The organism is Bradyrhizobium sp. HKCCYLRH3097, assembly GCF_051167875.1.
GTDB lineage: Bacteria > Pseudomonadota > Alphaproteobacteria > Rhizobiales > Xanthobacteraceae > Bradyrhizobium.
The window spans coordinates 266,441-283,942 of sequence record NZ_JBNPTX010000009.1 but is presented as its reverse complement, the minus strand read 5'-3'; the positions used below and the strand labels follow the sequence as shown (position 1 = coordinate 283,942).

The 17,502-nt window shown below is 63.7% G+C and carries 15 protein-coding genes; 10 read left to right on the top strand and 5 right to left on the bottom strand.

What is annotated here, in order from left to right; genetic code table 11:
- From ACQR0U_RS22470 to ACQR0U_RS22460, 3 genes are all read right to left on the bottom strand, one after another.
- Positions 1-842: hypothetical protein (locus tag ACQR0U_RS22470; RefSeq protein ID WP_434872254.1), on the bottom strand; the 842-nt coding region annotated here is incomplete at its 3' end.
- A gap of 490 nt (positions 843-1,332) precedes the next feature.
- On the bottom strand, positions 1,333-2,691 hold the full coding sequence (locus ACQR0U_RS22465) for a cytochrome c3 family protein (protein ID WP_434843821.1): 1,359 nt from the start codon (positions 2,689-2,691) through the stop codon (positions 1,333-1,335).
- A gap of 12 nt (positions 2,692-2,703) precedes the next feature.
- On the bottom strand, positions 2,704-3,582 hold the full coding sequence (locus ACQR0U_RS22460; protein ID WP_316165079.1) for a pyridine nucleotide-disulfide oxidoreductase: 879 nt from the start codon (positions 3,580-3,582) through the stop codon (positions 2,704-2,706).
- A gap of 358 nt (positions 3,583-3,940) precedes the next feature.
- On the opposite strand from ACQR0U_RS22460, the gene ACQR0U_RS22455 reads away from it, so the two are divergent.
- The 8 genes from ACQR0U_RS22455 to ACQR0U_RS22420 all read left to right on the top strand — a co-directional run bounded on the left by ACQR0U_RS22455 (position 3,941) and on the right by ACQR0U_RS22420 (position 13,484).
- Positions 3,941-5,242 carry an NAD(P)-binding domain-containing protein gene (locus tag ACQR0U_RS22455; RefSeq protein WP_316186337.1) on the top strand — a complete coding sequence of 434 codons (1,302 nt, stop codon included), beginning with the start codon at positions 3,941-3,943 and terminating at the stop codon, positions 5,240-5,242.
- Positions 5,243-5,327: 85 nt separating this feature from the next.
- On the top strand, positions 5,328-6,731 hold the full coding sequence (locus ACQR0U_RS22450; protein WP_434842246.1) for an ankyrin repeat domain-containing protein: 1,404 nt from the start codon (positions 5,328-5,330) through the stop codon (positions 6,729-6,731).
- 299 nt (positions 6,732-7,030) lie between these two features.
- On the top strand, positions 7,031-9,019 hold the full coding sequence (locus ACQR0U_RS22445; RefSeq protein ID WP_315717736.1) for a heme lyase CcmF/NrfE family subunit: 1,989 nt from the start codon (positions 7,031-7,033) through the stop codon (positions 9,017-9,019).
- Between the two features lie 8 nt (positions 9,020-9,027).
- Positions 9,028-9,564 (top strand): DsbE family thiol:disulfide interchange protein, encoded by a 537-nt coding sequence (locus ACQR0U_RS22440; RefSeq protein WP_434843822.1) that lies wholly within the window; start codon positions 9,028-9,030, stop codon positions 9,562-9,564.
- Positions 9,561-10,073 (top strand): cytochrome c-type biogenesis protein, encoded by a 513-nt coding sequence (locus ACQR0U_RS22435; RefSeq protein WP_434843823.1) that lies wholly within the window; start codon positions 9,561-9,563, stop codon positions 10,071-10,073. The genes ACQR0U_RS22440 and ACQR0U_RS22435 overlap by 4 nt, the downstream gene beginning before the upstream one ends.
- Positions 10,070-11,389 carry a c-type cytochrome biogenesis protein CcmI gene (gene ccmI, locus ACQR0U_RS22430; RefSeq protein WP_316165074.1) on the top strand — a complete coding sequence of 440 codons (1,320 nt, stop codon included), beginning with the start codon at positions 10,070-10,072 and terminating at the stop codon, positions 11,387-11,389. The genes ACQR0U_RS22435 and ccmI overlap by 4 nt, the downstream gene beginning before the upstream one ends.
- 63 nt (positions 11,390-11,452) lie before the next feature.
- Positions 11,453-12,106 (top strand): response regulator transcription factor, encoded by a 654-nt coding sequence (locus ACQR0U_RS22425; RefSeq protein WP_315717732.1) that lies wholly within the window; start codon positions 11,453-11,455, stop codon positions 12,104-12,106.
- A gap of 4 nt (positions 12,107-12,110) precedes the next feature.
- Positions 12,111-13,484, top strand: coding sequence for a HAMP domain-containing sensor histidine kinase (locus ACQR0U_RS22420; protein WP_316170824.1), 1,374 nt, complete (start codon positions 12,111-12,113; stop codon positions 13,482-13,484).
- A 180-nt stretch (positions 13,485-13,664) separates the two neighbouring features.
- On the opposite strand, the gene ACQR0U_RS22415 is transcribed toward ACQR0U_RS22420, so the two are convergent.
- Positions 13,665-14,156, bottom strand: coding sequence for a c-type cytochrome (locus tag ACQR0U_RS22415; protein ID WP_316175944.1), 492 nt, complete (start codon positions 14,154-14,156; stop codon positions 13,665-13,667).
- Positions 14,157-14,249: 93 nt separating this feature from the next.
- Here ACQR0U_RS22415 and ACQR0U_RS22410 point away from each other — a divergent pair, with 93 nt between their 5' ends.
- Both ACQR0U_RS22410 and ACQR0U_RS22405 read left to right on the top strand, forming a co-directional pair.
- Positions 14,250-15,422, top strand: a complete 1,173-nt coding sequence (locus ACQR0U_RS22410) for an FIST N-terminal domain-containing protein (protein WP_316165071.1) — start codon at positions 14,250-14,252, stop codon at positions 15,420-15,422.
- The gene (locus ACQR0U_RS22405) at positions 15,419-16,771 is read left to right on the top strand and encodes a hybrid sensor histidine kinase/response regulator (RefSeq protein WP_434843824.1); all 1,353 of its coding nucleotides are present in this window, start codon (positions 15,419-15,421) and stop codon (positions 16,769-16,771) included. Before ACQR0U_RS22410 ends, ACQR0U_RS22405 begins: the two co-directional genes overlap by 4 nt.
- Here ACQR0U_RS22405 and ACQR0U_RS22400 read toward each other — a convergent pair.
- Positions 16,725-17,459 carry a response regulator transcription factor gene (locus tag ACQR0U_RS22400; protein ID WP_316165069.1) on the bottom strand — a complete coding sequence of 245 codons (735 nt, stop codon included), beginning with the start codon at positions 17,457-17,459 and terminating at the stop codon, positions 16,725-16,727. The two genes, ACQR0U_RS22405 and ACQR0U_RS22400, sit on opposite strands and share 47 nt — an antisense overlap.
- Positions 17,460-17,502: the final 43 nt, after the last annotated feature.

The window sequence follows — 17,502 nt, the reverse complement described above, 5'->3', positions numbered from 1 at the left end:
CCCTGGCCGGTGAAGGAGCCGTTGTGACAGCTGTCGCAGCGCGCCGTCGCCACCGCGGCGTGGTTCATGGTGTAGGTGGCAAAGCTCGCCGCGGTGTTGCTGTGGCAGTTCGAGCACTGCAGCGTCCCGGTCGGGATGTGCGGCGGCGTCGTCATGCCCATCGCGGTCTTGCCGTTGTGGCAGGTCGCGCAGTTGGTGTCGGTCGCGGCGTGCTTGAATGCCGCGCCGCCGAAGCTCGCCGTGCTGGTGTGACAGGACTCGCACGGCAGATTGGTCTGGAGATGGTTGCTGGACTTGCCGCGCGCCGTCGTCCCGTTGTGGCAGTTGGCGCAACCGGCGACAATGCCGGCGTGGTCCATCTTCATTCTGATGCGAAAGCTCGCCGTCGACCTGTGGCACACATCGCATGGCGCCGTCGTCGTGATATGATTCTTCGACTTGCCCCGTGCCATCACGCCGTTATGGCAGGTCGAACATGACGCCTTCGCCTGGGTATGATCGATCGCCCGAACGTCCTTCCATGTCGAGGTCTGGTGGCAGCTCTCACATCGCCTCGTGGTCATCGGGTGGTTGACCGACATGCCCGCCGTCTGCGCGCCGTTGTGGCAGCTCGCGCACTGCGTCTGCGTGCCCTTGAACCGCCCGCCGACGTGACAGGACGAGCACTCCACCCCGACATGGCTTCCGGTCAGCGGAAAACCTGTCGAGGCATGGTCGAATGAGCTCTGCGCGGCAGCATGCCCTGCCAACACGAGAGCGAGCAGCATACAGGCGAGCAGCCACTGCACCATACGGTGCGAGGCTCGCGCCACCAGCCCCAGCTTGCTGTAGCAGCTGCTCAACTCCAACTCCGCTCTTCACTCTCGACTCGATCGCCAGCCGGACATCCGACGGAGACCGGCCGACCCCAATCCAGCCGAGACCGTTGAGCGTCCGCTGCTCGGCGGTCGCCCCGACAAATCCAAGACACCCTTGCGGATTTCCCCTACGGCCCGGCGGCACGTCTTCCCCAGCCACCGAATACTCGGAACGCTCCGTGCTCCCTTGATCGAGCGCTGCATCGATCGGGCGACGACGGAGTCATCGGCCAGATCACGCAGCCTTCGCTACGCCTACGACAGGGCTTCCAGAGACGCGCAAAGCTGGCCCAAAACTGGGCCAAGCTGAACTCAAGCTGAATGGAGGTTAAGGTTTCTGACGTCGCGCGCGCGCAATGGTCCCGCACGCTCATCACGCAAGCCATTGATCTGCATGCGAACTGATAGCTGCTGCGAGCCGATGTCAGCTCGACACGATCTCAGACGCCGTCTGCGGCCAACGCAGCCATTCGAATCAGTTCCTGATCTGAACGTTGCGCCATCCCGTTGCGACATGGCAGCGCTCGCACGTCTGACCGAAGGTGCCATTGTGCACGTCCGAGCTGCGATGACAGCTGAAGCAATCCATCGGCAACTTCAGATCCGGCGGCGACTTGGCCTTGTGACAGGCCTCGCACGTGATCTTCTGGTGGACACCGACCAGCGGGAATCGTGTCTGCCGCGCGTGATCGAAACGCCAAAGCCGCCACCCATTCGGATTGTGACAGCTGGCGCACCGCCCTCCAAGCTTCCCCTGGTGGAAATCCTTGTGGCAGCTTTCGCAGGCCATCGGCGTATTCTTGTAGGTCGGCGTCCGGTGGCACTCCTCGCAAGGCACCGACTTGTGCAGACCTATCAACGGAAAACGCGTAATCTCGTGATCGAAGGTGAGCTTCTTCCGCCAGCCCGCATCGCTGTGGCACGTCTCGCAGCGTTCGCCGAGCTTGCCCTGATGCGGATCCTGCTTGCGGTGACAGGACACGCATGACATCGCGAGTTTGTCCCGATAGAGATCACCCGTATGGCAGCTCTCACACTTCACCTTGGCATGAGCATTTCGCAGCGGGAAGCGGGTCTTGTCGTGATTGAAGCGGACCGTCTTCCATTTCTCCTGATCGTGACACGTCTCGCACTTGTCGCCGAAGCGGCCGCCATGGACGTCCTGAAGACGGTGGCATGAGCCGCACGACGTCTGCAGATCCTTGTATTGCTCGCCGGAGTGGCACGTCGCACAAGCGACCGACTTGTGGGCGCCCACGAGGGGAAACCGGGTCTTCGTGTGGTCGAACTCCTTGGTCGCGCGCCATTTCACTGCCGTGTGGCAGTTCTCGCAGCGTTCACCGAGCCGGCCGCGATGCGGATCGAGCGCCTTGTGACACTCGAAGCAGGTCGAGGGCGTGTTGCGGAACTTCACCTTCGCGACGTGACATCCCGCACAAGGCACGGTCTTGTGCGCATCGACCAGCCGGTAGTTCGTCATGTCGTGGTCGAAGGTTTCCTTGTCGAGTTGGACGATGTCGGTTCCACGCCCCTTGTGGTCGGTGTGACACTGCCTGCACTCCTGGCTCAGCGCCGCCTGGTCGCGTCCGTGCAGGCGCTCACGCTGCCTGCGATCGACGGCAATCTCCTTGTGGCAATCGAGGCAGAGGCCCGACTGTGCCTTCCGGGTATAGGCTTCGTGGCACTTTCCGCACTCGCTCTCGAGCTTGGCATGCTTCTCGGCCAGCGGGCCGGGCATGACCAGCTTTTCCAGCAACGTCTGTGCTCGAACTCCGGCCGATAGCATGGCAACGCCGGCCAGGACGGCGACAACGACCGCAACACGCCACCGCATCACGCAACTCCGTCAATAGTGATGGACGGCCCAGACATGAACGACGCCCGCCAGCAGCATGAGAAAAAACAGCGGCAGATGAAGCACATGCCACAGCGAAAACAATCGTTCGAAGAACGTCAGCTCAGCGGCCTTGCGCACTGCGGCGGCGTAACGCCGCACCACCTCCTCGATTCGCTTCTCGCGACGCCGTCGCTCGGACCACGACCATCGCGCGCGCTTGGCTTCGGCGCGAATGAGCCGGCGCGCTTCCGCAACCACATTGGCGCGCAGCCGTCTCGTCCGCGCTGCGATGACCGCGCCGGTCCGCAGGCTGCCCAGCGCAGTTCGCGGCACCTTGTTGTCGAGCCCCTTGCTGAAGGCAGCCAGCTCCCGCGACACGAACGAGACGGCCTGCATCTCCTCACCGAGCTCCGTTCGCATTGCCTCGGCCTCGGCGAGCAGCTCCTTGACACGCGCTCTCCCGCCATGGAGGCCCATATGGATCTTGCCATAGATGTAACGGCCGATCACGCCGCTGATCGCCACGATCAGCATGGTGAAGAATGCCACGTTGCTGTTGAGCGCCCCCAGTTGGAAATTCGCATGGAATAGGATGAGCACGGGACCAATGACGCCGAGCAGCATGTGGGTCCTGAACCAGAACGGCACCGAGCCGATGCCGCGCAGCGACTTGAAGCGCTTACGCATCGAATAGGCCAGCAGCGACAGCATGGCGACGCTGCCGTAGATCCCGAGCCAGTATCCGGTGCCGGAGCCCGGCGTAATATACTCCTCCTCCTTCTGCAGCCACCCGACGGCAATCGCTCCGAGGACGATGACCGTGATGACGACCGGAATGGTTCCTCGAAGAGGATTGCCGCTCGCGCGAGCGACCGCTGCTCTGCTCATGACCTCGACGTATCCTGTGAATCCCGAATGCCGGATCGGCGGAAGCCAGACCCGTTCGCGGAGCCCCGGATCTCAGTCGAGAGAGAACTTAGTGATAACCACTTGCAACAACCCTCTCCGTCTTCCGACACCGACGTCATTAGTCCGAAATCAGTGCGAGCCATATTTCCGCCGACGGCATCTGTTCAACGAATGATCCAATCCTGGTCTCCAAGACGTCAGATCATTCTGGAATTTCTATGTCGGCATCTCTTGAGAGGAATTTGCATCTAGCACCGCATTCGACCTTTTCACGCGGAGTTCGCGGTCGGCGACTCTCTATCTTCCGCTGTTAGTTCGTAAGAAAGAGAGAGACGACATGGCGATCGATCTCCTGATTGTCTACGCCGCGCCAATGCTCGGCGTCTGGGCCACTTACATGGCCGTGCGCAAGCGGAAGGAAATAAAGAGCGTCGCGAAGCTCTCGGCCGCCAAGGACGCCGGTCTTCTCGAGCCGGCATCGCTCCATCCCATCATCGATCCTGCCTTGTGCATCGGCTGTGGCTCATGCGTCAGGGCGTGTCCGGAGGGCGACATTCTCGGCCTGATCGGCGGCAAGGCGTCGCTGGTCGAGCCTTCGCATTGCATCGGACACGGCGCCTGCAAGGCGGTGTGCCCCGTGAACGCCATCACGCTGGTGTTCGGCACCGAAACGCGCGGCATCGACATTCCGAACGTGGACGAGGCGTTCCAGACCAACGTGCCCGGCATCTTCATCGCCGGAGAGCTCGGCGGGATGGGGCTGGTCCGCAACGCCATCGAGCAGGGACGCCAGGCGATCGACTCCGTCCGCAAGGTCAAGAACATCGGCAAGTCCGATATGCTCGACGTCGTGGTCGTCGGCTGCGGTCCGGCCGGACTCTCCGCCAGTCTCGCCTGCCTGCAGCATCGGCTGCGCTTCGTCACGCTCGAGCAGGACTCGCTCGGCGGCACCGTCGCGCACTTTCCCCGCGGCAAGCTGGTGATGACGGCACCTTTCACGCTGCCGCTCGCGGGCAAGTTCAACTTCAGAGAGCTCAGCAAGGAGCAGTTGATCGCCTTCTTCATGAGCATCGTGCGCAAATCCCGCCTCAAGGTGAACGTCGGCGAACGCGTCGAGGCCGTCACGCGAGTCGGAGAAGGCTTCGACGTCAGGACGAACCGCGGCAGCTACAGAACGCATGCCGTGCTCCTGGCGATCGGGCGCCGCGGAACGCCGCGCAAGCTGGAGGCTCCAGGCGAAGAGCAGACCAAGGTCGTCTATCGACTGGTCGACCCCGAGCAGTATCGCGGCCAGCACGTGCTCGTCGTCGGCGGCGGCGACGCTGCATTGGAAGCCGCATGCTCCATCGCCGATGAGCCGGGAACGACGGTGACTCTGTCGCATCGCAGCGAGTCGTTCGGTCGCGCCAAGCTGAAGAACCGTCAACGGACGGAAGCAGCCGCCCAATCGGGCCGGCTCCGCGTCATCTACAATTCGTCAGTCAAACGGATCGGCGATGACGACGTCGAGATCGTTGCCAATGGCAGCACGAGCACGATCCCAAACGATGCCGTCATCGTGTGCGTCGGCGGCATTCTGCCCACCGCATTCCTGAAGAGCATGGGTATCGAGGTCGAGACGAAATATGGCACGGCTTAAGTCCTCTCACGTCATCATCCCCCTGATCTGTCTCGTCGGCTCGACCGTGCCGTCGGTCGCCCCGGCCGGCGAAACGCCGGCCGGCGTGAGCTCCGAAGCATCCGCGAGCCAGGCGGCCGATGCCGCGATCCGCGCCGGACATCCCGAGGACGCACTGAAGCTGCTCGAGCGCGCCGCCAGCGCCGGCAATCCGGAGGCGCAGTACCGACTTGCATCACTTTACCGCGCCGGTCTCGGCACCAGAGCAGACGACACGCTGGCGTTCAAATGGATGGAGGCAAGCGCAAGGAAGGGACACGTCAAGGCGCAGTATAATGTCGCAGCGATGTGGCTTGCGGGCCGTGGAACGCCGGCCGATCCCGACCGGGCGCGGGACTGGCTACGCAAGTCGGCGGCGGCCGGCTATCAGCCCGCCGAGCAGTTGCTGGCCGACATGGTCAACCGAAATGCGCGCCCGCGCGCCGGGGAGCCGGCGCGCGAAGCTGCGCGCAGGCCGCCCCCGACGCTCGATGCGCAGGCCGCCATGCGAAACGGCCATCCGGCCATCATCGACGCCGCGCTGCGCGGCCAGTTCGATCCGATGCGCCAGCTCATCGCTGCGAAGGCTGACGTCAACGCGGTCAACGAGGACGGCGATACGCCTCTGGCGATCGCCGCGGCCGCCGGGCATCTTCGGCTGGTGGAGCTCCTGCTCGCCTCGGGAGCCAATCCGAACACCAGCAATCGGCGCGGCGACACGCCATTGATGCTGGCAGCGGACAAGGATCATGGAGACATCATCAGACTGCTGCTGACCAAGGCGGCCGACCCCTCTGCAGCGCGTGCAGATGGCGCGACCGCACTACTGATGGCGCTCAGCCGCTGCAACGGCGCCGCTATCGCCGCGCTCCTCGACGGCGCCTCCGGCAGGCTGCCCGCGTTGGCAGACGGCCGGACCCCACTCATGATCGCGGTCGCGTCGTGCCCAAATGGCCCGCTCGATCGGCAACTCGTTCAGAGATCCGACCTCAACGCCGCCGATGGGCAGGGCCGCACCGCACTCTGGCACGCGGCCGGCAATGGCAATACGCACGCGATCGGACAACTGATCCGCGCAGGTGCGGACGTCAACCGCGCGGACACCGACGACAAGACGCCGTTGCTGAATGCCATCGAGGGCCGCAGCGCCGCGGCCTCGCTGCTTCTGTTGGACCATGGGGCCGACCCGAAACGCGCGACAAGAGGCGGAAATACCGCTCTCATCCTCGCCGCGCGCGCCGGGCTTGCGGATGTCGTCAGTGAGCTTCTCAGGCGTAAGGCCGACCCGAACATGCGCAACGGCCAGGGCATGAGCGCGCTGATGATGGCGGCCCATGAGGGGAATATCGGCATTGCGCACAGCCTTCTCGCCGCCGGTGCCGAAAAGCAGTTGAGGAACAAGCGCCGCGAACGTGCCACCGACATCGCCGCTGCCAGCGGTCACGGCGATATCGCCAAGCTTCTGGAATAGCGGACGATTTCGTTTCGCCACCCTGCCTATCATGCGGTCGACGTCGCGTTCGCTGCTCGACGGCGCGGCAGATGATTCGCACGCTATATCTCAACGAATATAACACTAAGTACCAAGACGCCCCGATGATACCGTTCTCCGGCCGTGAGTGCGAATGAGTTGCAGTTACACTACGATGCACGTCGATGGATCATCATCATTCCGTACGAATGATGCCTCATTCGGCGCATTGATTGTCGGCGCATCACAGACACTTGATAGTTAGCTGCAGGAATATCCGCTGCAGTCGGAGATACCACATGACAGCGGAGGTCGGATCGTTTGCGCTCATTCTCGCGCTCCTCGTATCGCTGGTGCAGTCGATCGTTCCGTTCGCAGCGCTGCGCCGCCAATCCGCGATGATCGCCGGCTTCGTTCGTCACGCTGCCTTGACTCAGTTTCTGTTCGTCGCGATCGCATTCGCATGCCTGACGTCGCTGTTCGTCCACTCCGACTTTTCAGTCCAGGTCGTCGCAGCGAATTCGCACACGCTGAAGCCGCTGCTCTACAAGGTCTCCGGAGTCTGGGGAAACCATGAGGGATCCATGCTGCTGTGGGTCCTGATCCTCTCCTTGTTCGGCGCGGCAGTTGCATTGTTCGGAACGAACCTTCCGGAGCGGCTGCAGAGCAACGTTCTCGGCGTGCACGGCATGATCGGCCTCGGCTTTCTGGCGTTCATCGTCTCGACGTCGAATCCGTTCGCGCGGCTGGTCGATGCTCCCCTCGAAGGCAACGGACTGAATCCGATTTTGCAGGATCCTGGCCTCGCCTTTCATCCACCGTTTCTGTATCTGGGTTACGTCGGCTTCTCGATGGCGTTCTCGTTCTCGGTCGCCGCGCTGATCGAGGGAAAGGTCGATGCCAGCTGGGCCCGCTGGGTCCGACCGTGGGTGCTCGCGGCCTGGTGCTTTCTCACGATTGGAATCACGCTGGGCAGCGCATGGGCGTACTACACGCTCGGCTGGGGCGGCTGGTGGTTCTGGGACCCCGTCGAGAACGCCTCCTTCATGCCGTGGCTTGCGGGGACTGCGCTCCTGCATTCCGCCCTGGTGGTCGAACGACGGAGCGCCCTCCAGAGCTGGACGATCCTGCTGGGGATCGTGACCTTCTCATTGAGCCTGATCGGGACTTTCCTGGTGAGGTCCGGCGTGCTCACCAGCGTTCATGCCTTCGCACAGGACCCGTCGCGTGGCGCATTCATCCTGGCGCTCATCCTGGTGGCGACCGGCGGGGCGTTGACGCTGTATGCGATCAGGGCCCCAAGCCTGAAGCACGGTGCGCTGTTCGCAGCCGTCAGCCGCGAGAGCGGCCTCGTCCTCAACAATGTGCTGCTCACGGCAGCCGTGGCCACCGTGTTTCTCGGCACGTTCTACCCGCTCCTCGTCGACATGCTCGGAAACGACAAGATCTCCGTCGGTCCTCCCTACTACAACTTGACGTTCGTTCCGATCATGGTTCCGCTGCTGCTTGCCATGGTGATCGGCCCGGTTCTGAAATGGAAGCGCGATCTCCTCGTTGCGGCCCTGCAACGACTCCGCCTGGCCGGGGGACTTGCGGCATTCATTGCCGTCGCGATCCTCGTCGCGACGTTCGGACAGCGTTTCCTGGTTGCGTTCTTCTTCGGCATCGCCGTCTGGCTCGTGATCGGCTCGCTGATGGTGCTGGCTCATCGCGTCCGCCTCGGCATGACGACTCCCTTGGCGACCTCGCTCAACCTCGCGCGCACCACCCCGCTCGCGGTCTACGGCCTGGTGCTGGCCCATGCGGGAATGGGCGTCACCGTCGCAGGCATTACCGGGATGACCGCGTGGGCCAGCGAGAAGGTGCAGATGCTGCGGCCGGGCCAGAGCCTGCAGCTCGCGGGCTACGACATCAAGCTGCGCTCGATCGGAAAATTTCCAGGCCCCAACTACGAAGCCGAGCGTGGCACGTTCGACATCACGCGGAACGGCAAGCCGTTCACGCAGCTTTCCAGCGAGCGCCGCTTCTATCCCGTCAGACAGCAGCAGACGACCGCCGCCGGCATTCGAACCAACCTGATCTGGAACGTCTACGTGACGCTCGGTGATCCCGACGACAAGGGCGCGTGGGCGGTGCGCTGCTACTATCACCCTCTGGTGCCGCTGGTCTGGATCGGCGCACTGATGATGGCTTTCGGCGGCTTCATCTCGCTGGCCGACCGGAGATTTCGTGTCGGTGCTCCGCGACGGGCGATGCGGGCCGTACCGACTGCCGTTCCTGCTGAATAGGACGAGATATGCCGCGCCTCCCCTATCTCATACCTCTCGTGGCTTTCGCCGCACTGGCCGCTGGACTGGCTTTCAGCCTGACCAACGATCCGCAGCGAATGCCCTCGACCCTGATCGACAAGCCGACGCCGCGTTTCCAGCTCGCGTCGCTCGACGGCAAGGGCGGCGGTCTTGCCAGTACCGACCTGCAGGGCGACGTGGTCCTGCTCAACGTTTTCGCATCCTGGTGCCCCGGATGCCGCGTCGAGCATCCCATGCTGCTCAAGCTCGCAGAGAGCTCCGCGATCCCGATCTATGGGCTGAACTGGAAGGACGATCGGAACGACGGCAAACGTTGGCTTGCCAAGCATGGCAGTCCCTATGCCCGTGTCGGCTCCGATGAGTCCGGCCGGGCCGGCATCGATCTTGGCGTGACCGGCGTTCCCGAAACCTTCGTGATCGATCGGGCCGGCCGCATCCGCTTCCGCTATCCCGGCCCGCTGACCGAAGGTGTATGGCGTGACGATTTCGAACCTCTGCTGAAGGCACTCAGGAGCGAGTCATGAACTGCCGGCTGATCAAGCGCGCGGCCGAAGCGCTGCTCGTCAGCTCGCTCGTGCTGACGGCGACATGGTCGCCATCTCGTGCGGTGCTTCCCGACGAAATGTTGCGCGACGAGGGACTGGAGGCCCGCGCGCGCGCGCTGGGCCAGGAACTGCGCTGCGTCGTTTGTCAAAATCAGAGCATTGACGACTCCAACGCTCCATTGGCGCATGATCTGAGGGTGCTGCTGCGCGATCGCCTGCAGGCCGGCGACAGCGACCGGCAGGCGGTGGACTTCCTGGTCGCACGCTACGGCAACTTCGTCCTGCTCAAGCCTCCCTTGCAGTGGAATACCATCGCGCTGTGGATCGGTCCCCTGCTCGCCCTGCTCACGGCCATCGTCGGCTTCGGCCGCTACGTGCGCCGGGCGGCAGCCAATGCGAGTGCGCCCGAGGCGGAGCACGTCGCTCCGCTCAGCGCCGACGAACTCGAAGCCATCGAGGCGATCCTCGATCGACGGAGCCTTTCATGATGCTGTGGCTGATCCTGACGGCGATGATTTCCGTGGCCGCCGTGCTCATATCGACGCCATTCATCCGCAGCTACGAGCGGAGACGGTTGGCTTCGGCTCAGGGACTTGCCGTCCACCACGACCAGCTCCGCGAGATCGAGAACGAAACCGCACGCGGCCTGATCGACAAGTCGGATGGCGAGAACGCGGCCAGCGAGATCAAGCGGCGCATTCTCGCCGCAGCCGCCGCCGAACAGCCATCGGCGCCCTCCCTCACCAGCTCCGAACGAAAATTTGCGCTCAGTGTCGTCACGCTGACGGTGGTGTTCGGCTCCGTCGGTCTGTATGCGGTCGTCGGAAATCCGGATGTCCCCGCGGCCGGACCGGGCCAGACCGCCAGCAGCACCACGGCGAGGTCGGTTGGCGAGGCGCGATCCGACGCCGGCACCCAGGCCATTGCCTCGTTGGAGCAGATGACCGGCCAGGACGGTCGCGACCGACCGCAGCAGAGCAGCGGACTGCCGCCGGTCGAAGAGATGATCCAGCGTGTCCAGACCAGACTGGAGCGGAATCCCAAGGATGCCGACGGATGGCGGCTGCTGGGCTGGTCGCTGTTCAACATCGAGCGCTTTGCAGAGGCGGCACAGGCCTATGCGCGCGCAATGGAGCTGCGGCCAGGCTCGGCAGAATACCGCAGCGCACGCGGCGAAGCGCTGGTGCGGGCCGCGGACGGCACCGTCACGTCCGCAGCCCGCGCGGACTTCGACGAAGCACTCAAACTGGATCCCAAGGACGCGCGCGCCCGCTTCTTCATCGGCGTCGTGAAAGAACAGGAGGGAGACAAACGGGGTGCGATGGCCGACTGGACGGCGATCGTATCGGAGGCCGATCCGAACGAGCCGTGGCTGCCCGATCTCAAGCAGCGGCTCGGCGCGCTTCGTCGCGAGCTCGGAGAGGATGACGGCTCGCCATCGCCTGCCCGACCGAACCTGTCCGCCGAGCGCATGCAGGAACTCCTGCGCTCCGGCAAGACCTCCGCGACCGAGCCGGCGGAGCCGCGCGGCCCCCGCGCCGAGGACATTCGCAAGGCGGAAAGCATGTCCACACAGGACCGCAACCTCATGATCCGGGGCATGGTGGATGGCCTTGCGAGCCGACTCGAGCAATCACCGCGCGATGCAGAAGGCTGGATCAAGTTGATCCGCTCGCGGGTGGTACTGGGCGATGTCGAGGCGGCGAAACAGTCGCTGCAACGCGCACTGTCGGTCTTTGCGGAGGACGTCCCGGAGCGCACGCGCATCGCTGACGCAGCCAGAGAGCTCGGGATCAATCCATAGCGTTCGAGGCCCGATCAGCGTGTCCGCATCGTCGGAACCCGTTCGGCAACCGGAGGAATGGCAATGCGCATTCTGCTCATAGAGGACGAGCCCATCTACGCGGAGCGCATCAGGGAAAGCCTGGCCGATGCCGGTTTCGAGGCGGATCTCGCCACCGATGGCAAGCAGGGCTGGATGCTGGGCAACAGCCAGCCCTATGATGCCGCGGTCCTCGACCTCGGACTGCCGTGCATTTCGGGCCTCGACGTGCTGCAACGCTGGCGTCATACCGGGCACACGCTGCCGGTGCTGATCCTGTCCGCCCGCAGCGGCTGGGTCGAGCGTGTCAATGGCCTGAACGCAGGCGCGGACGACTATCTCGAAAAGCCCTTCAAGGCGCAGGAGCTCGTTGCGCGGGTCAAATCGCTGCTCCGTCGGGTCTCCAGCAGACCGGACGCCGTGCTCCGCCTCCGGCAGATCGAGTTCAACGCGGCGGCCGGCCTGGTCAAGAAGGACGGGGAGATCGTCGACCTGACTGCACTCGAGTTGCGCGTCCTCGAACTCCTCATGCGCCGCGCCGATCATATCGTGTCGCAGACCGAACTGCTGGAGCACATCTATCCGAGCAGCGACCATCGCGACTCCAATACGGTCGAAGTCTACATTGCCCGGCTCAGGAGAAAGCTGGGGCGTGACTGCATTCGCACCGTCAGAGGCATGGGATATCGCTTCGGGTAGAGCAATGTTCAGCCGCAACTTCCGAGCCCGGATGCTCGCGGTCGCCGCGATCTGGATTTCCATCGTCTTGTTCGCCAGCGGGCTCGGGCTCTCGATCGTCATTCGCCGTGTCGTCGAGGCCCACTTCGATCATGACCTGCTGGATCACGCCCGCGAGCTCGCCGATCTCGTGGAACTCGACGCCACGCAGCGGCTGTTCATCGCCCGCGATCTGAGCGATCCGCGTTTCTCCCCTGCCCGTTCCGGAATGTATTGGCAGGTCATCCTGCAGAACGGCGAAAGCGCGCGCTCGCCGTCGTTGCAGGATGACCTTTTCCTTTCATTCACGCCCGACCAGAGTCGCGAGGGTTCCCTGCCCTCCTCCACGGCGCTTAGTGTGGAGGGACCGACCGGGCCGATGCGCATGGTCCGAAACATCAGCGAGCCGTCTCGCCTCGGGCAACCCGTCGAAATCCGTGTCGGTGCAGACGAGCGACTGATTAGTGACGAGATGCAGCACCTCAATCTGACGCTGATAGCGACGCTTGGTATCATGGCCCTCGCCATGGTTGGCACCGCCTACGCTCAGGTCGCTTACGGCCTGCGGCCGCTCCAGCGCATGAGTCGCGCCATCGTGGACGTGCGTAGCGGCAAGACCTCAAGGCTGCCTGAGGACCTGCCGGAGGAAATCATGCCGCTCGTCACCGAGCTGAACGGAATGATTGCGGCAAATCTCAACATGGTCGATCGCGCTCGCGTACTCGCAGGAAGTTTTGCACACGCGCTGAAGACACCTCTGGCAATTCTCGACGAGGAGGCAGCACGGCTGAAAGCGTCCGGTCAGGAGATCCACGCTCAGATTCTGTCGGAGCAGTGCTCGCGAATGGCGCTGCTCATCGACTACCAGACGGCGCGCGCAAAGGCCTCCACGATCGCGAATGCAGGTGCGTTTGCGGTCGTCGCAGACGTCTTGAGGAGCGTCATCAATACCTACTCGCGATTCAGCCCAGGGCACGACCGGCGGTTCGAAGTCGAAGGAGCAGCGGACGTCGTCGTTGCCTGCGACACCAACGATCTGACCGAACTCATCGGCAACCTGCTCGACAATGCGGCAAAATGGGCACGTGACCGCGTCGTGATTTCGATCGAGGATCTCGACAGCACCGTCTTGATCACGGTTGAGGACGACGGGCCCGGCATTCCAGTGGAACACCGAATGCGCGTGTTCGACGTGGGCACGAGACTTGACGACGCGAAGCCCGGCACTGGGCTCGGTCTGGCGATCGCCCGCGACCTGACCAGCCTCTATGATGGCCGACTGTGGATCGAGGATTCGAGAATTGGGGGCGTCGCCCTGAAGCTTTCGCTTCGAAAGAAGGGTGATCCAAGCTCATCGTGACATGCCTGGTACCCGCAGCCTCAAAACCGCTTGCAGAAAACGCTGGCCCGACACCCAACCCGCTCATAGCGATGATGCCCTGGGCCAGCGCGCCAACGATGCCAGTCGGAATCGGCGAACGGCTCTTTTCCAACGGCGCGGCCTGCAGCGTCGGCAAAATCGCCAGCTTCCCCGGCTACGCTATTTCAGAGTCGAGAGATAGGCGACGACGTCGGCCCGCTCCTTCGCGTCCGCCAATCCTTTGAAATACATCTTGACGCCGTGAACGTCCCCGCGAGGATCGGCGATATAGGCATCCAGTGCCGTCGCGGTCCAGGGCGCATTGTTCTTTTTCATGCTCTCCGAATAGGCGTAGTCCGGCACAGCCGCTGGCTGCCGTCCAACGATGTTCCAGAGGCTCGGGCCGACCTTGTTGACGCCGATCTCAGCAGAGTGGCAGTTCTGGCAGATGCGCTGGAAGATGCTTTTCCCGGCGGCCGGATTTCCGTCGAGCGCGCGGGCGCTCGGTGCCAGGCAGGCGAGAACGGCGACAAGAGCGATGCGGCGGAGCATGCGAAATCTTTCCCTTTTCGATCCGGAGCGGGCGCGGGCCAGCCCCCCGGGACAGGCCGGTGAGCAGATCCGCGCGGATGATCGGACGACAGCCCGGCCCAAGTCCTTGTCCTGGATCAAGCCGCGCGGTTGCCGTTGCTGCTCAATTGGCCTAATCTTCTAAAAAAACGAACGATCACCAACAACCCAAAGTGTCGTTCTGGGAGGTGCCCGATGGGAGACGCCGATCCTCGGCCCCCGCGTCCGTCTGGCGTGAATGCTGCAAAGTCCAAGGCTGCGACGGAGGCCGCTGCGGCGGCCGACATCTGCGGCCAGTTGCCGGCCGACGGGTTGGCGATGGTGCTGATCTTCCTGTCGCCCCACTACGATCCAAACGAGTTCATGGTGGAGGTGACGACCCGTCTTGCGGACGTCCCCGTATACGGCTGTACGACGGCCGGAGAGCTGTCGCCCGATGGCTGGGACGACAACAGCGTCGTCGCTCTCGGATTTGCCGCCGAGGATTTCACGGTATTCGCACAGCCCATCTTCGGGTTGTCGGGCTTTCGCGTCGATGAAGGACGTCGCCTCGGCAACCAGATGAGGCAGGACCTCTCGCAGCACGCTGGTCGCGACGACGACGGCGTGTTCGGGCTCGTCCTGATCGACGGCATGTGCCAGCGCGAAGAGGCGATCATGTCGGCGATCTACGCCTCGCTCGACAACATTCCCCTGGTTGGCGGGTCGGCCGGCGATGGTCTGCGGTTCGAGCGCACCTGGGTCTTTCACGACGGCAAGGCCCACACGGACATGGCCGTGCTGATCCTGATCAGGACGTCATTGCCGTTCCGGCTGTTCAAATGCGACAATTTCGAGCCGACCTCGACCAAGATGGTGGTGACGGAGGCCGATCTCGAGCAGCGTATCGTCAAGCAGCTCAATGCCGAGCCGGCGGCGGAGGAATATTGTCGCGCGATCGGAATAGCCGATTCCGAGCTCGACCCGTTCCTGTTTGCGGCCCATCCGGTCCTGGTGCGCGTGGGAGGCTCCTATTTCGCGCGCTCGATTCAGCGCGTCAGCCCTGACGGCTCGCTCCGGTTCTTCTGCGCGATCGACGAAGGAATGGTGCTGACGGCGGCGAGGTCACGCAACTCCGTGGCGGCCGCCCGCGAGATGCTGGCCGAGGTCCGCGACGAGATCGGCGAGGTCTCGATCTTCATCGGTTTCGAGTGCATCCTCAGGCGTCTTGACGCAGAGCAGCATCAGTTTGCGCGGGAAATGTCCGATCTCTATCGCGACAACCGGATCGTCGGATTCCATACCTATGGCGAGCAGTACGGTTCAATGCACGTCAATCAGACGCTGACCGGGGTCGCGATCGGCAAACGTGGAGCGGCGCAGCCATGACCGCCGCGGGGTCTCCGGAAGACCTGCAGCGCGAGGCGGCCAAGCTCAGGAAGATCAACGCCGCGCTGATGTCCCGGGTCGAACGCTCGATGGACCAGCAGTTCAATGCGTTCTCGCTGTTCGAAACGGCGATCGCCCTCGATCAGCAGGTGCGCGAGCGGACGCGCCAGCTGCGTGATGCGCTGCGTTCGATCGAAACCGCCAACAAGGACCTCTTTCGGGCCAAGCAGCAGGCTGAAGCGGCCAGCTCCCTGAAATCCTCGGTTCTCATCTCCGTTACGCATGATCTGCTTCAGCCGCTCAACGCCGCGCGGCTCACGCTCTCGACCTTGGCGGACGAAGTCTCGTCCGATCGCGGAACGGCCATGGTCGGCCAGGTCGACCATTCGCTGGCCATGCTCGAGGATCTGCTGCGGTCCCTGCTGGAGATTGCCAAGCTCGATGCCGGAGCCCTGCGCCCCGATGTCAGGCCCGTTCTGCTTTCGACCCTGTTCGAGCCGCTCGAACGCGAATTCGCCCCGATCGCGGCCAAACGCGGGTTGTCCCTGCGCATTTGTCCGTGCTCGATCGCCGTGGTCTCGGATGCCATGATGCTGCGGCGCATCTTGCAGAACCTCCTCGCCAACTCTCTGCGCTACACGCGGCGAGGCGGCGTCGTCATGGGATGCCGGCCGGGGCCGGGAGCAGGCCGGGTTCGCATCGAGGTCCACGACACCGGTCCGGGCATTCCCAAACCGCAACAAGAAGCGATCTTTCTCGAATTCCAGCGCGGTCAGCCGAGCGCCGAGGATCAAGCCGGCTTCGGGCTGGGCCTGTCGATCGTCCGTCGCTTCGCCAAGGCATTGGACCATGAGGTCGGGCTGGCTTCGCGGGTTGGACATGGGTCCACATTCAAGCTCGAGCTCGACCGCGCCGACCCGGCAGCCGTACTGCCGGATCCGCATCCTGCGGATCACGTCGACCACGACTATGGCGGGCTCGAAGGCGCCAAGATCCTGCTGATCGAAAACGACCTGGCCACCGCCGAGGCCATGGTCAGTCTGTTGGAAAAATGGGGCTGCGACGTCGTGGCGACGGCGTCGTCAAATGACGCTTTGCAGCGTTTGAGTGCGCTCGGGGCGGTCCCCGAGACGATCATCGCGGATCTCCACCTGGATGGCGACGAGAGCGGGCTTGCCGCCATCCGGGACATCAGGCAATTCCTCGGCCGAGATGTCGCGGCCATGATCGTGACCGCCGACTATTCCGAGGACGCAGCCAGGGAAGCAAGCCAAGACGGGCTCGAGATCTTGACCAAGCCGGTCAGGCCTGCGGAGCTTCGCGCGCTGTTGTCGTTCTTGCTGTCATGAGCGCCTCAGCGCCGTTTGCCCGAGCCGGCGTGCGCGGCTCGCCGATGAGGTTCACGAAGTCGATCTTTTCCATCTCGATGATGGCCTTGGTCCTGCTCATGACGCGAAGCTTTCGCAGGATCTCCGAGACGTGGACCTTCACCGTCGTCTCGCAGATCCCGAGCTCATAGGCGATCTGCTTGTTCTGCAGCCCGCGGCGGATCAGGTCGAGCACGCGCAGTTGCTGCGGCGTCAGCTCGTGAAGACGCTTCAGGAGGTCCTGAGCAGGAAGTCGGCCACGGCGCGCGCTGGCGCAGAGGGAGCCGCCTTCAACATGGACCTCGCCCCGCAGCACGGCCTTGATCGCATCGGCAAGTTGCTGCTTCGAAGTCGATTTCGAGATGTAGCCGGAGACACCCAGCGCGAGAACATGGGCGACGAGGTCCGGGTCCCGATGCGCGGAAACCACCAGGATCGGTGTGCGCGGCGCGGTCTTGCGGATGCGGATGACGCCGGAGAGTCCGGTCGTTCCGGGTGTCGAGAGGTCGAGCAGGATCAGGTCGAATCTCGGCGGAGATGAAAGAAGCCCGACGGCCATGTCGACGGACGTCGCCTCGCGCATCTCGGCATCAGCCAGAGCGGCGCGGATCGCGCTCTCCAGCGCCTCCCGAAACAGCGGATGGTCCTCGACGATGAGCAATCGAGCCACGTGCCTGCCTCCCCCGGCCGGATCGAAGATCCGGATCATTCAG

Coding starts and splice junctions, on each gene's coding strand:
- ACQR0U_RS22465 (WP_434843821.1), bottom strand. CDS start 2,691: ATGCGGTGGCGTGTTGCGGTCGTTGTCGCCGTCCTGGCCGGCGTTGCC.
- ACQR0U_RS22460 (WP_316165079.1), bottom strand. CDS start 3,582: ATGAGCAGAGCAGCGGTCGCTCGCGCGAGCGGCAATCCTCTTCGAGGA.
- ACQR0U_RS22455 (WP_316186337.1), top strand. CDS start 3,941: ATGGCGATCGATCTCCTGATTGTCTACGCCGCGCCAATGCTCGGCGTC.
- ACQR0U_RS22445 (WP_315717736.1), top strand. CDS start 7,031: ATGACAGCGGAGGTCGGATCGTTTGCGCTCATTCTCGCGCTCCTCGTA.
- ACQR0U_RS22440 (WP_434843822.1), top strand. CDS start 9,028: ATGCCGCGCCTCCCCTATCTCATACCTCTCGTGGCTTTCGCCGCACTG.
- ACQR0U_RS22435 (WP_434843823.1), top strand. CDS start 9,561: ATGAACTGCCGGCTGATCAAGCGCGCGGCCGAAGCGCTGCTCGTCAGC.
- ccmI (WP_316165074.1), top strand. CDS start 10,070: ATGATGCTGTGGCTGATCCTGACGGCGATGATTTCCGTGGCCGCCGTG.
- ACQR0U_RS22425 (WP_315717732.1), top strand. CDS start 11,453: ATGCGCATTCTGCTCATAGAGGACGAGCCCATCTACGCGGAGCGCATC.
- ACQR0U_RS22420 (WP_316170824.1), top strand. CDS start 12,111: ATGTTCAGCCGCAACTTCCGAGCCCGGATGCTCGCGGTCGCCGCGATC.
- ACQR0U_RS22410 (WP_316165071.1), top strand. CDS start 14,250: ATGGGAGACGCCGATCCTCGGCCCCCGCGTCCGTCTGGCGTGAATGCT.
- ACQR0U_RS22405 (WP_434843824.1), top strand. CDS start 15,419: ATGACCGCCGCGGGGTCTCCGGAAGACCTGCAGCGCGAGGCGGCCAAG.